The sequence below is a fragment of the Niastella sp. genome (assembly GCF_045805085.1).
Lineage (GTDB): Bacteria > Bacteroidota > Bacteroidia > Chitinophagales > Chitinophagaceae > Niastella.
In genome coordinates this window covers 1-13,176 of record NZ_JBJMLX010000402.1, presented here as the reverse complement: position 1 = coordinate 13,176, position 13,176 = coordinate 1, and the positions used below count along the sequence as shown (strand labels likewise).

Here is a 13,176-nt window from a genome sequence, read left to right as displayed (position 1 = left end):
GGCGCATTTGTGCCTGTGTGTTCATAGCAAAAAGCAAAAAGACAATTATAAACCGGTATCGTGTGAAAAAGCTAGCAGGGTGAAAATTATTCACGGGCCCAAAAAATTTCATTCCGCAGGAGTTAGGGGTATTGTAATTAATAACCAAGATATGAAATAACGATCGCATTTAATAGCGTAGAAAAGTTTTGACTTTTGGAACCGGGCTTCTATATTGTAAAGAAATACGACCCTATTATGCCCCAACACCTATGGATAAAAATGGCCAATCTTGTATTTGAACTGGAAAAGAAATTATCCACAGGCCAGCCCTCCACAGGCATCCTTCGTAATATAGAGCGGATGAAAACCGTACTGGAAGATGCCGGACTACTGCTACTCAATCCATTGGGCGAACCTTATAATGAGGCGCGTACCGACCTGGAAGCCAGCATTACCGGCGAGGCAGCCGGTAAACTGCAGGTGCTGGATGTTATAAAACCCATCGTTTACACACAACAGGAAGACGGCCGGTCGTTATTACAAAAAGGCGTTGTCATTGTAGGAAACAAATAAAATAACTATCATATATGTCGTCGACTATCAATTTTGCCATCGATCTGGGCACTACCAATTCCCTGATCGCCAAGGCAAATAACGGGAGTGTGGATATTTTCAAGAACCCTTCCGGCATGAAGGTGACCCTGCCCAGCGTGGTGGCCTTCCGGAAAGACCGGATCCTTATCGGTGATAAAGCGCGGGAGCATGTTGAAAAAGACCCTGCGAATGTATTTGCTGCTTTCAAAAGAAAGATGGGTACAGGCGAAAGCTTTTTTATTCCCAACAGCGGTTCGTTTAAAACACCCATTGAATTAAGCACGATCGTTTTACAGGAGTTAAAGAACTTTATTTTCACTGGTGAATCGCCGGCCAGCGTGGTCATTACCATCCCGGCCAGTTTTGATACCATTCAAAGCAATGCTACCAAGGAGGCGGGGTATGCGGCCGGCTTCAGGGAAGTGCTGTTGTTACAGGAACCTATTGCCGCCAGTCTGGCGTTTGCCAATAAAGAAGGCAGGGCCGGCATGGAAGGCCAATGGCTCGTATACGACCTGGGAGGCGGTACTTTTGACGTAGCCCTGGTAGTTATTGAGGATGATGAAATGAAGGTTATTGACCATGAAGGCGATAACTTCTTTGGCGGTGTTGATTTTGACAACGGCATTCTTACGCAATTGTTTATTCCCTACCTGGAAAGTCATTACCGCGTTCAGGACCTTTCCTCAAAAATGTTAAGTGCAAACGGGAAGTATAATAAGTTGTATTTCCAACTTCTCTATAAAGCAGAAGAAGCGAAGATAGCTTTAAGCAATCACGCCACCGTTGATATTGAATTTGATTTTGAAGATGAGGCTGGTGAGGAGCATGAAGTGTTTTTCACCATCAGCCGCGACCAGTTCGATGCCATTGCCCGGGAGCGGGTGCTGGCTTCTATTGCGTTTATCAGAAACCTGTTGAGCCGGAACAATAGGCAACCTTCGGATATTACTGAAGTGGTGCTGGTAGGCGGTAGCACGTATATTCCATTGGTAAGAAACCTGCTGACGCAGGACCTGGGCATCAAAGTAAATACTACCATCGATCCCACAACGGCGGTTGTAGAAGGCGCTGCCTGGTATGCCGGCGGCAGGCCCTGCAAAGCCACGCCTTTACCAACAGCTCAGCAACCGGATACAACAAACCCCGGCGGCAAAACCGCCTCAAACGATAAGGCGTCTTCCATTGAAGTAAAAACTGCGTACCAGGCAAACAGCCGGGACCCGGAAGAATATTTAGCCGCCACCATTAAAAATGCACCGGCCGGTAGCACGTATCGCATTACCCGTGCCGATGGTGGTTTCGACAGCGGGCTGAAACCGGTGGCTGAAAAGATCAGTGAAATGCTGTTGTTGCTGCCAAACAGTTTGAACGCTTTTAGCATGAAGCTGTTCGACAAACAGGGTTTCCCCTTGCAGGTAACCATTCCCGAGATCCTGATCGTGCAGGGTAAGTTCTCTATTTACGGACAACCCCTCCCTCATGATATTTGTCTTGAAGTGGATGACACCGATAATAACATCACTCACCTGGAAGTGATCTTCGAAAGGAACGCGATCCTTCCCATCAAAAGATCGATCACCAAAACATTGAGCCGCACCATCGTTAAAGGAAGCGATGACCAGTTGCTGATCAATGTGCTGGAAGGCAGCCGTTATTCATCGCCACAATCGAACCTGCCCATAGGCATTGTCAGTATTTCCGGCAGGAACCTGCAATCAGACCTGGTAAAAGGCGCCGATATAGACCTCACATTCGTGATCAGCGAAAGCAGAGATATAACGGTGACGGCCTATATCAGTATGATCGATGAAGAGTTCAAACAGGCGTTCAGCCCTTCGGCCCGCTCGGTAAACGTAACCCGTTTGCAGCAGGAAACTGATTATCTGCACCGGTTGGGCAAGCGGCAATTGGAAAAACTGTTGAAGAACGAAAAATATGAAGAGAGTGCGCCCCTGCAACGCGCGTTGAACGACCTCGAGGCTATCCAGGTAAAATTAAGGGCGCTGTCACCGGATGATGTAACTGACACCAAATACCAGCTGGACGATCAGAAGCGGCGACTGGCGCAGATCATTGACACGGCTGAGAAAGGCGACCGGATGGTAGAGCTAAAAGAAGAATACTATTATAAGAAAGAAGAATGCCGGCAGTTGTTGCAACAAACCGGTCATAAAGACCTGCAACTACGTTTAGATAATTTGATAGCTGAGGAAAACACCTGGATCAATAACTGCAGCACGCAATTTCTGCGGCTGAGGATCGGTGAAATGAGCCGGTTGACCTGGGACATCAGGCGAAAGGATGTTTCTTATGTTACCAGGGTGTATTTGTATTATGCCGGACTGCCCGATGATAAATTTTACAACATACCCCAGGTAAAAGTATTGCGGGCCCGGGGAAACGAGGCGCTGGGAAGACAGAACCCCGATGAGATTTTAAGCTATGCCGCCCAGATGCATGAACTTCTTATTGACAAAGACCAGAATGAGGCGATAAAAGGTACCGGGCTCAAAGGTTAAGCGAGACAGGAAGTAAGAAGTACGAAGCTCGCTGAATTTGTATTTTCTTACTTCCTGCTTCTTACTTCCTATAGTTTACCAGTGACGACAGGTGGCCATTCTGGCCAGCAACAGCAACACAAATATTATAACTTTAATAACAGCCCAGGGACTGGTTTCCGCCGGTGCAGCGGCTCCTCCTCCGGCTACCGGTCCGCCCTCCTGGGGAATAAGAACAGCCTCCAGTTCTTCCCGCTTTTTACCAATCTGTGTTTTCACATCTTCAGAAGCGGCCAGCAATTGGGCATTTTCCAACCAGGTACTTACATAGTTCCCGGTTTGCCTGTTCTTGTTAAAAGTGTATACGCTGGCCTGTAATATACATAAGGCATACTTATCTTTTAAGGGGCCAAACCTGTCAGAAGGAAGCAATTGAATCAATCTGATATAACGAAATTCCATCAGGTCCTTAACCTTCGAAAGCATCAGCATGCCCGTAGCATTATAGTACTCCCCGATGGTGGAAATGCTGCCCATGACAATCTTTATAACAGCCTGCCAGCCCTTTTCCGTGTCGGCCGGCGTCATCAGCAACCTGTTCTTAAGTAAGGCGGTTAGTCCATCCTCATCAGGATCAAGAAAGCAGGCATTCATGTAAGTAATGAAGGCGTGACAGAAATAAGGGCTGATCCAGTTGATAAACTGTTCATCTGTATATACCGGATTGCGCAGGAAATTTTCTTTCCGGCCAATATGGGCAGTTTCCAGAAAAACCAGCAGTACGGGGTCTTCCGCTACCACCGAATGATACATCAAACCATCCTCTTTCAGCAGGTCTTCATAATATTGAATGATGTCATTTTTGGTAAATGACCGGCCGTTCATTTCAATAGTAGTTTCCCCGCTAAGCTCCAGCTCGGCAAAGAGTTTTTTTCTTTCTAATTGAATGGCTTTTTTATCGAGCGGGGTAACTATGGGTTCTCCGGATAACGAAGAAGGTGATAAATATTGCATCAGGGTAGATTGTGGTTCAACACGCGAAAAATACACAATAATCCCAATAGATGCAATAGCCCACCTGGGATATATAATCGAAAACAGGTATTTGAAAAGTCCGGCCGCTTACAAAAAGAAATTGTAAATTATGGTATTAAAAACTGCACCATGAAGCCAATCCTGACTGCTTTTGCTATGATCTGCATTGCTGTTACCTGCTATTCCCAAACAGCGGTTAAGCAATACACCATTGAACAATTCTATAAAACCATCGCTTTTGGCGGGGGTAATTTTAATAAAGCCGAGAACAAAATAATTGTTCATGATAACAGCTCCGGCATCTTCAATGTATACGAAATTGACCTGGCCACCAAAGAGAAGAAGCAACTGACCAACTCTGAAAAGGAATCGTATTACGCCATCGACTATATCCCCGGTACCAGCGATTTTCTATATTCGGCCGACAAAGGCGGGAATGAGAATACGCACATCTATTTGCAAAAAGGAGATGGTTCCGTAACCGACCTAACACCGGGCGTTAAAGAGAAAGCTGGTTTTTTTAGCTGGAACCACCCCAAGACTGCTTTTTATTATACCAGTAATGTTCGCGACTCCCGTTTTTTTGATCTGTATAAAATGAGCCCCGGCGACTGGAAGCCGGCCCTGCTTTATCAAAATGAAAAAGGATTTGATGTGGCCAGCATTTCCCCCGACGAAAACTGGCTGGTGTTAACCAAAAGCATCACCTCAGACAAAAATGAAATGTACCTGCTTAACCGCAAAACCAATGAATTAAAGAAGCTGTCTGCCGAAAAAGAAGCCACTTATTCACCACAAAGTTTTGAACTGGACAACAGCGCTTTTTATTACACCACCAACGAAGGCAGCGAATTCACGTATCTGGCAAAGTATGATCTCGCCACAGGCAAACAACAAAAGATATTCAGTGATAAATGGGATGTGATGTACATGTATATCAGTGAGAACGGTAAATACCGTGTAATTGGCGTTAATGAAGATGGCAGGGATAAAATATTGATGTATGATCACAAAAGCGGCAAACAGTTAGCCTTTCCCACCATTAAAGATGGCTATGTACAGAGCGTCAGCATTTCACCTACCGAAAACAATATGATCGTGTATGTTGTCAGCGACCGGTCACCGGTGAATTTGTATTCCTTCAACTTCGCTTCAAAAAAGCTTGATAAACTAACCAGTTCGCTCAATCCCGAGATTGATCCTAACGACCTGGTGGATGCGGAAGTGGTGCGCTTTAAATCATTCGACGGACTGCTGATCCCGGCCATATTTTATAAACCAAAAAATGCAGCTGCCGGCCATAAAGTACCGGCATTGGTTTGGGTACATGGCGGTCCGGGCGGACAAAGCACAGCCGGCTATTCACAGTCCATTCAATATTTCGTGAACCATGGGTATGCCATACTCGCGGTGAACAACAGAGGCAGCAGTGGCTACGGAAAAACGTATTATAAAATGGATAACCGGAACCATGATAAAGACCTGAAAGATTGTGTGTGGGGGAAGAAATGGCTGGCGCAACAAACATACATCAACCCTGCCAGCATCGGGATCTATGGCGGCAGCTATGGTGGCTTTATGTCGCTCGCCGGCATCATTCAATACCCTGCTGAATTCAAGGTAGGCGTTGACCTTTTTGGCGTAACCAACTGGCTGCGTACCCTGCAAAGCATTCCCGCTTATTGGGAAAGTTTTCGTAAAGCATTATACGATGAAATGGGTGACCCGGCTACCGATTCAGTGCGTCTGCGTTCCATTTCCCCGCTTTTCAATACCGACAAGATCAAAACGCCGTTGCTGGTACTGCAAGGCTCCAACGACCCAAGAGTGTTGCAGGTAGAAAGTGATGAAATTGTTGCCGGCGCCAAAAAGAACGGTACCCCGGTGGAATATGTACTGTTCCCCGACGAAGGGCATGGATTTAGAAAAAAGGAAAACCAAATGAAAGCGGCGAAGGTAACGCTGGACTTTTTGGATAAATACCTCAGCGGCAGCAGTAATTGATTTATCAACTACTGATATCCCTTTGCCTGCAGGTTAAATAATTCTGCATAGCGGCCATTTTTTTGTAACAGCTCCTGGTGGGTGCCTATCTCCAGGAGCTCGCCTTTATCCAGCACCAGGATCCTGTTGGCCATCCGAACGGTGGAGAATTTATGCGAGATCAATACAGCCGTTTTACCTTTCGTCAATTCTGAGAAACGTTGAAACACTTCGTATTCCGCCCGGGCATCCAATGCAGCTGTCGGTTCATCCAGGATCAACAATTGTGCATTCTTCATATAGGCTCTTGCCAGCGCTATCTTTTGCCATTCGCCACCTGATAATTCAACACCCTGGTTAAAACGTTTGCCCAACGGTTGCTCATAACCGCCCGGAAGCTTCTGCACCAGCAGATCGGCAAGGCTTTTCTTTGCGGATTGTACAATCAATCCTGCATTCTCTTTTTCATCAATATTCCCTACGGCAATGTTTTGGGAAACCGTCATTTGATACCGGATATAATCCTGGAAGATAACGCCTACGTTATAGCGCAGTTCAACCAGATCGTATTCGCGCAGGTCGTGACCATCGAGTAAGATGCGGCCTTCCGTAGGATCATACAACCGGGCCAGCAATTTTACCAGCGTTGTTTTTCCGGCGCCATTCTCCCCTACCAGCGCCAGCTTTTCACCCCCCGCCAGGGTAAAGTTGAGGTGCCTGTTGGCCCAGTTCTCTGAGTTCACATATTTAAACCCAACGTTCTCAAAAACAAATCCCTCCTTAATGGGATTGGGGAATGGCAGGGATTTACCTTTGTGAACGATCCTGGGTTGAATATGAAAGAATTCAAAAAAGTCTTTTAAGTAAATGGCCCCTTGCGACAAAGCTGTAAAGCGCGTTAAGATCCCTTCCAGCAAACTTCTTAGCTGTCTGAAAGAACCAGCCAGAAAGGTGAGGTCGCCAATGGAGATGCTTCCCTGCACAGCTTTGTAAACAATAAAAACAAACGCGCCATAATAACCGCAGGTGCCAAAGAGCGAAAAGGCAGCGCCCCACACCGACCGTTTAATGGCCAGTTGTTTATTATCCTTGTAGAATGTATCCGATAACTGTTTGAACCGGTCAATTAAAAACCCCGACAGATCAAACAGTTTTACTTCCTTGGCGGTTTCATCACTGGCGCCAATGTAACGCATGTAATCCAGCTCCCTGCGCTCGGGCGTTTGTCGCCTGCTAAGGGAATAGGTTTTGTCATTAAAATGCGCCTCTCCCAAAAATGCAGGCAACACGGCTATAATAAGGATCAGGATCAGCCAGGGATTGAAAACCACCAGGCCCGCCGCCAAAAACGTCACCGTTATCAGGTCCTGCACCTGGCTTAATACCTGGGACAGCAAAACGGTTCTACCCATAGTTTGCTGCCGCGCCCTTTCCAGTTTATCATAAAAAGTAGAATCCTCAAACTGCTCCAGGTCTAACGTGGCCGCATGCTGCATAATTTTGATAGAAGTGTAATTGGCGAACTTATCGCCCAACAAACTATCAATTAAAGCAGTGGCGCGCCCTAACACATCCGACAGCACGGCCAGTATCAATTCAATAATCACCAGCTCCCATAAATAGGCATGTGAATCATTACTGGTATGGGTTGGGTGCGCAACCTGGTCGATTATTAATTTTCCAATATATAAGATAGCAACAGGTATAGCCGAACGAATAATTCGAATAAGCGCCGTGGCGAACGTTAATGCAGGGCTCGTTTGCCACACCAGTTTAAAGAACTGCGGCAGATTATTCAGTGCATTGAACCGGTCCTTCAGTGTAACTTCCTCTGTTACAGCTCCCTTCTTTTCCAAAGTCGTTTATATTTTATGCAAAATACGATACAATAACTTTATCTGCTATATACAACAAATTATGAACGATTCTGTTTACCACCCCGCCGCAAAGCGGACAGGGACTGTATCATAACCGAACAGCAGGGCTATAATGCTATATTTAGCATTTTGGCTTTCAATAGGTTTACAGAATGGCATGTTATTTATCCCTGATATAGCACCTACATTCACCGTGAAAGCCAACTTTACATGATTAGTAACTTCTTCCTTACCGCCATCAGGAACATCCGTCGTAATTTCAGTTATACATTGTTGAATGTATCCGGGTTGACCCTGGGTATTGGCGCCTGCATTATTATTTTCCTGGTAGTGCGTAATGAATTGAGTTATGACCAGTATAACAGCAAGGCTAACCGCACGTACCGTGTTACGCTGAATGCCATTGATTTTAATCCGAGCGTATCGATGGTGATCACCCCTAACCTTCGCAACGACTTCCCCGAACTGGAGACAGTTACCCAGGTTTGGTTTCAACAGGATGGAACGGTGAAAGTGGGTGAACAGCGGTACAATGAAAAGCAATATTGTTTTGTTGACCAGTATTTCATGAAAGTGTTCGATCATAAGTGGCTGCAGGGCAATCCCCATACTGCTTTATCAGAACCCAACAACATAGTACTTACCAAAAGCCTGGCGCAGAAATACTTTGGCAATCGCGAGGCAATGGGGCAGGTTATTAAACTGGATAATCAATTTGATCTGAAGGTTGCGGGCATCATCAAAGACCCACCACCCAACACACATCTTCCCTTTCAGTTCCTGGTTTCATTTGAAACGATCAGGAAGGATATAGATCCGTTGAAACAAGGGTTTTACCAGATCATGGGCGGCTTTACTTATTTTGTTACGCCTGAACATTATGACATCAATAAATTGCAGCGGCAAATGCCGGCCTTTGTTGCCCGGCATTGGGGTGCAGACATGGCAAAAGAAGCAAGACTTCCGTTGCAACCGCTTACCAACATCCATTACGATACGCGCTATCTGCACAGCGGCGATATGCCTACCGTTTCAAAAGAATCGTATTGGGCGGTGGCCGCTGTTGGGCTGCTTATCTTATTGATCGCCTCCATCAATTTTATCAATTTGTCAACGGCACAGTCCATCAAGCGGGCAAAGGAAGTAGGCGTACGAAAAGTAATGGGCGCCGATCGTTTACAACTGATAAAACAATTCCTGGGCGAAACCATGGCGCTGGTATTGCTTGCCCTCTTCTTAGGTACCGCATTAGCAGCACTGTTCCTTTCCAACTTAAGCAATTGGCTCGAACTAAAGCTTGGTGCAGATGCCTTGTTGCAACCACAGGTATTACTGTTCATCGCCGGCATCACCATCCTGCTTACCCTAAGTGCTGGCTTATACCCGGCTTTTGTACAATCGGCCTTTAACCCCGTTACCGCATTCAGAAATATGAAATCGCCTGAACTGCGCGGGTTTTCGTTGCGCAAAAGCCTGGTGGTATTGCAGTTTGTTATTTCCCAGGTGTTGATCATCGGCACGCTGGTGGTTGCTTACCAAATGGATTTTTTCAAGAACCAGGACCTGGGTTTTAAAAAAGACGCCATCGTTTCTTTTTTTATACCCGACAGAAAAAAGCGGGATGTATTAGAGCAACAGTTACAGGCCAACCCCGGCATAAAAGCGATCAGTTTTTCCAGCGGCGAGCCCAGCTTTAATAGCCAGTTCTCTCCTTTTTCAGCCCCTGACCGCGGCATAGATAAAGACGATGTGACCGAAATAAAACTGATCGATGAAAATTATACGGATATGTTTGGCCTTACCATGCTGGCTGGTGAAAAAATGGGGCGTAAAGATTCTACCGATACCCTACGGCACGTGGTTGTAAATGAAACCCTCATCCATAAGCTTGGCATTCAACAACCCAATGACGCAGTAGGCGTGCGGTTTAAAGGCAATGGCAAAATGCTTACCATTACCGGTGTAGTGAAAGATTTTCAAAGTGAATCAAAACACAAGACAAGAAGACCGGTTATTATCGATTATAACCCAAAGAGCTTTTTCAGGGTAAGTGTGGCGCTGAAGCCAGCCGCCATTATACAAACCATGGGAAGCATTGAAAAAACCTGGAAGTCGCTTTTCCCTGATGAGCTATTCACCTATGAATTTCTCGATGACCGCGTTGCCAGTTTTTACAACCAGGAACAGAAGTTATATACGGCATTTCGCTTTTTTGTTGGAATAGCCATCCTCATTGGCTGCCTGGGCTTATACGGACTGATCACCTTTGCGGCCATTCAGCGCACCAAAGAAGTAGGGATTCGTAAAGTATTGGGCGCCTCGCTCCCCAACATTGTATACCTTTTCTCTAAAGAATTTATCACCCTTATAGCAATAGCTTTTTTAATTGCTGCTCCCCTGGCCTGGTATGCCATGAACAACTGGTTGCAGAACTTTGCCTATCATATTCAGATCAGTGCTGGCATTTTTGTGATAGCCATTCTTACCTCGTTTGTGATCGCCGCATTGACCATTGCCTCGCAAACCATTAAGGCAGCCATGGCTAATCCGGTGAAGGCGTTAAGAAGTGAGTAGTGACCGGATCACTTTACATGGATTTCCCGCGGCAAACACATCTGCGGGAATATCTTTTGTTACCACGCTGCCCGCGCCGATAACACTGCGGTCACCGATGTTTACTCCGGGGCAGATCACAACGCTTCCACCTATCCATACATCTTCACCAACGGTGATGGGTTTGGCATACTCCAGTCCCGCAGCTCTTTCTTTATAATTCATGGGGTGCGTGGCGGTATATACCTGTACATTGGGACCAAACAACGTACGGCTGCCGATGGTAACCAACGTTACATCCAACACAACACAATTAAAGTTGAAGAAAACCTTTTCCCCCAGTTTGATATTGTAGCCATAGTCGCAATAAAACGGAGGTTGCAACCAAAGACCTTCCCCGGCATTTGGCAGCAATTCCCTGAGCAGACTGGTCCGCTCGGCGGTCTCGTCTTCTCTTGTTTCGTTCAGTGCTGCCAGCAACAATCTGGCAGTCAGACGTTCGGCTGAAAGTTGTTCGTCCAGTGGGTTATACAGCTCGCCGGCCAGCATTTTTTCTTTTTCTGTTCTCATGGTGTTTATCGTGAAAAAATCATGCCTTTCCTATGTAACCTGCCGTAACTTAGATCAGTCTAACTAAAAAAGCTTATATGAAAAAAGTGAACACTATTATACTTTTAATATTTGTCATTTCTTGTTCCTCGGCCAACGCCCAGTGGCAGCAACAGGTACCGCCATACAAACCGGAATCAAAAGAATTGTACGACAGCATTGTACATATGGATAGCGTTTGGGAAGACTCTTATAATAATTGCAAGATGGATGTACAGGCGCAGTTGATCTCTGATGACCTTGAGTTTTATCACGACCGCACCGGCTTAATGACATCAAAAAAAGCGCTGATTGAGGCGTTAAAAAACAATATCTGTGGTAAAGTTACCCGGGAGTTATTAAAGGGAAGCATAGAAGTGTATTCCATCAACAACTACGGCGCGGTAGAAATGGGTTATCACCGGTTCCATAATAAAACCGAAAACGTCACCGGAGGTTATTCCCGGTTTATTCTTATCTGGCGTCACGAAAACGGGCAATGGAAAATGACCCGCGTCGTTAGTTTGCATGCGAATTAGCAACCTTGAGGTCCCGCATGGCGATCACGCGGTAATGATGGTCGTGCAGATACTGCATGTATTCCTTAAATGTATCGGGCCCGGTACTTACCCAGGGATGCGGGTTATCGGGCACACCGTGAAAACAGAATACTACAATCTGTCCTTCCTTTGCATCTTGTAACGCTTTATAAAAAAGATCCTTATTAGCCTTGCTGATGGTATAGCTGGGAATGTAAAAAGGATCGTCTTTTTTTGGATCGTATGGCCGGTCGTTGCCGGTGCGGGCATTGGTATAGCCTCTTTGCTTAAGTATGCGTACGGCCAGTGTATCGGTAACATAGCCCGGATAACAAAAACTCGTCATTTTGGGAATACCCAACGAATCGCCTTTGTGTTCAATATAAGCCAGCTCTGTAACCAACGCTGATTCCTTTAGTTTGGACACATGCTTATGGTGCCAGGTATGGTTGCCAATTTCAAAACCCATTTTATTGAGCGCGCCTACCTGCCGCCAGTTGAGGCTGATGGTACTATCGGGATACACACCCGGAAACTCACAAACATAAAACGTAGCGCCAAAACCGTACTGTTTCAATACAGGCGCCACCAAACTATAATGGCTTTGCGGCGCATCATCAAAGGTCAATACCACCGTCTTACTGTTCGTTTGGGAAATAAGTTCAAGTGGCAATAACAACAGGAGAAAAAAAGGTTTCATATCCATCTAAAATAACCACTTTACAACAAATAGCTTTCCTGTACAGTCTGCCGTTATTTCTGATGAAGGCATAACCCATTTCCATCCAGATCCTTTACCCACGCAAAGCGACCATAAGGCTGGTCTTCAATTTTTCCAAATTCGATCCCTTTGGTTTTATACTCCCGGATGTCTTTTTCAATATCCGGCGTTTCAACAATAACGCCATGAAAATGCATCAGGGCTATGGTGGCCCTGTCATCGGGCAGGCTCATTTGCAACCAGGTATGCCCATGGTCGGCCGGGGCTTCAACGATCACCTTAAAACCCAATTTCATATAAAACTCTTTAGCTTTCTGCTGATCTGATACCGGAATGATAATGATCTCGATCGCTTTCATATTTATATTATTTGCTGATAAAATTACACAGCCTGCTACAGAACAAGGCAGGGTAAATGCGACAATCTACCCTGTTGATTACGACAAGCCAGATGCTTACATTTGTATCATGAAGCACATTTCAATTCTGGTATTAGAGGATGCTACCGTGTCGTGCATCGACAGTAGCTACCAGATACTCACCCGCATAAACGATTTCCTGAAATACCAGGGAAAAGAACCGTTCTATACAGTTGAAATGGTGGGCCTTCAAACGAATACCGCTAGAAATAAAGGGCTCTATAGTATTCGCGCTAACAAAACCATCGCTGACATACACCAAACCGATGTCATTGTTATTCCCCTAATCTGCGGCGACTTCTCACAAACCTTTGCCAAAAACAAACCATACAGTAACTGGCTTTTATCGCAATATCAAAATGGAGCAGAGATTGTAAGTCTTTG

The 13,176-nt window shown here is 45.7% G+C and carries 10 protein-coding genes and 1 pseudogene; 6 read left to right on the top strand and 5 right to left on the bottom strand.

Annotated features, from left to right (window positions below; genetic code table 11):
* Positions 1-237: 237 nt before the first annotated feature.
* Both ACJ751_RS20980 and ACJ751_RS20975 read left to right on the top strand, forming a co-directional pair.
* Positions 238-555, top strand: a complete 318-nt coding sequence (locus ACJ751_RS20980; RefSeq protein WP_407747479.1) for a hypothetical protein — start codon at positions 238-240, stop codon at positions 553-555.
* A gap of 14 nt (positions 556-569) precedes the next feature.
* Positions 570-3,098: an Hsp70 family protein gene (locus ACJ751_RS20975; RefSeq protein WP_407747478.1), complete on the top strand. Its 2,529-nt coding sequence runs from the start codon at positions 570-572 to the stop codon at positions 3,096-3,098.
* A gap of 75 nt (positions 3,099-3,173) precedes the next feature.
* On the opposite strand, the gene ACJ751_RS20970 is transcribed toward ACJ751_RS20975, so the two are convergent.
* Positions 3,174-4,091 (bottom strand): hypothetical protein, encoded by a 918-nt coding sequence (locus ACJ751_RS20970; protein WP_407747477.1) that lies wholly within the window; start codon positions 4,089-4,091, stop codon positions 3,174-3,176.
* A gap of 150 nt (positions 4,092-4,241) precedes the next feature.
* Between ACJ751_RS20970 and ACJ751_RS20965 the strand changes: the two genes are divergently transcribed.
* Positions 4,242-6,116, top strand: coding sequence for a S9 family peptidase (locus tag ACJ751_RS20965; RefSeq protein ID WP_407747476.1), 1,875 nt, complete (start codon positions 4,242-4,244; stop codon positions 6,114-6,116).
* An 8-nt stretch (positions 6,117-6,124) separates the two neighbouring features.
* Here the strand turns inward: ACJ751_RS20965 and ACJ751_RS20960 are convergent, their stop codons facing one another.
* The gene (locus tag ACJ751_RS20960) at positions 6,125-7,951 is read right to left on the bottom strand and encodes an ABC transporter ATP-binding protein (protein WP_407747475.1); all 1,827 of its coding nucleotides are present in this window, start codon (positions 7,949-7,951) and stop codon (positions 6,125-6,127) included.
* A 231-nt stretch (positions 7,952-8,182) separates the two neighbouring features.
* On the opposite strand from ACJ751_RS20960, the gene ACJ751_RS20955 reads away from it, so the two are divergent.
* Positions 8,183-10,546, top strand: a complete 2,364-nt coding sequence (locus ACJ751_RS20955) for an ABC transporter permease (protein WP_407747474.1) — start codon at positions 8,183-8,185, stop codon at positions 10,544-10,546.
* On the opposite strand, the gene ACJ751_RS20950 is transcribed toward ACJ751_RS20955, so the two are convergent.
* Positions 10,532-11,095, bottom strand: coding sequence for a sugar O-acetyltransferase (locus ACJ751_RS20950; protein WP_407747473.1), 564 nt, complete (start codon positions 11,093-11,095; stop codon positions 10,532-10,534). The two genes, ACJ751_RS20955 and ACJ751_RS20950, sit on opposite strands and share 15 nt — an antisense overlap.
* Before the next feature lie 77 nt (positions 11,096-11,172).
* Between ACJ751_RS20950 and ACJ751_RS20945 the strand changes: the two genes are divergently transcribed.
* Complete coding sequence (locus tag ACJ751_RS20945) at positions 11,173-11,652, top strand: nuclear transport factor 2 family protein (protein WP_407747472.1); 480 nt, start codon at positions 11,173-11,175, stop codon at positions 11,650-11,652.
* Here the strand turns inward: ACJ751_RS20945 and ACJ751_RS20940 are convergent.
* On the bottom strand, positions 11,633-12,352 hold the full coding sequence (locus ACJ751_RS20940; protein ID WP_407747471.1) for a polysaccharide deacetylase family protein: 720 nt from the start codon (positions 12,350-12,352) through the stop codon (positions 11,633-11,635). The genes ACJ751_RS20945 and ACJ751_RS20940 overlap by 20 nt on opposite strands.
* A 53-nt stretch (positions 12,353-12,405) precedes the next feature.
* Positions 12,406-12,732 carry a VOC family protein gene (locus tag ACJ751_RS20935; RefSeq protein ID WP_407747470.1) on the bottom strand — a complete coding sequence of 109 codons (327 nt, stop codon included), beginning with the start codon at positions 12,730-12,732 and terminating at the stop codon, positions 12,406-12,408.
* A gap of 109 nt (positions 12,733-12,841) precedes the next feature.
* Between ACJ751_RS20935 and ACJ751_RS20930 the strand changes: the two are divergent.
* A pseudogene (locus ACJ751_RS20930) lies at positions 12,842-13,176 on the top strand (AraC family transcriptional regulator); the annotation flags it as partial.

What these genes read in the sequence shown, in the direction of transcription:
- ACJ751_RS20980 (WP_407747479.1), top strand. Translation starts at nt 238, where the DNA reads ATGCCCCAACACCTATGGATAAAAATGGCCAATCTTGTATTTGAACTG.
- ACJ751_RS20975 (WP_407747478.1), top strand. Translation starts at nt 570, where the DNA reads ATGTCGTCGACTATCAATTTTGCCATCGATCTGGGCACTACCAATTCC.
- ACJ751_RS20970 (WP_407747477.1), bottom strand. Translation starts at nt 4,091, where the DNA reads ATGCAATATTTATCACCTTCTTCGTTATCCGGAGAACCCATAGTTACC.
- ACJ751_RS20965 (WP_407747476.1), top strand. Translation starts at nt 4,242, where the DNA reads ATGAAGCCAATCCTGACTGCTTTTGCTATGATCTGCATTGCTGTTACC.
- ACJ751_RS20955 (WP_407747474.1), top strand. Translation starts at nt 8,183, where the DNA reads ATGATTAGTAACTTCTTCCTTACCGCCATCAGGAACATCCGTCGTAAT.
- ACJ751_RS20950 (WP_407747473.1), bottom strand. Translation starts at nt 11,095, where the DNA reads ATGAGAACAGAAAAAGAAAAAATGCTGGCCGGCGAGCTGTATAACCCA.
- ACJ751_RS20945 (WP_407747472.1), top strand. Translation starts at nt 11,173, where the DNA reads ATGAAAAAAGTGAACACTATTATACTTTTAATATTTGTCATTTCTTGT.
- ACJ751_RS20940 (WP_407747471.1), bottom strand. Translation starts at nt 12,352, where the DNA reads ATGAAACCTTTTTTTCTCCTGTTGTTATTGCCACTTGAACTTATTTCC.
- ACJ751_RS20935 (WP_407747470.1), bottom strand. Translation starts at nt 12,732, where the DNA reads ATGAAAGCGATCGAGATCATTATCATTCCGGTATCAGATCAGCAGAAA.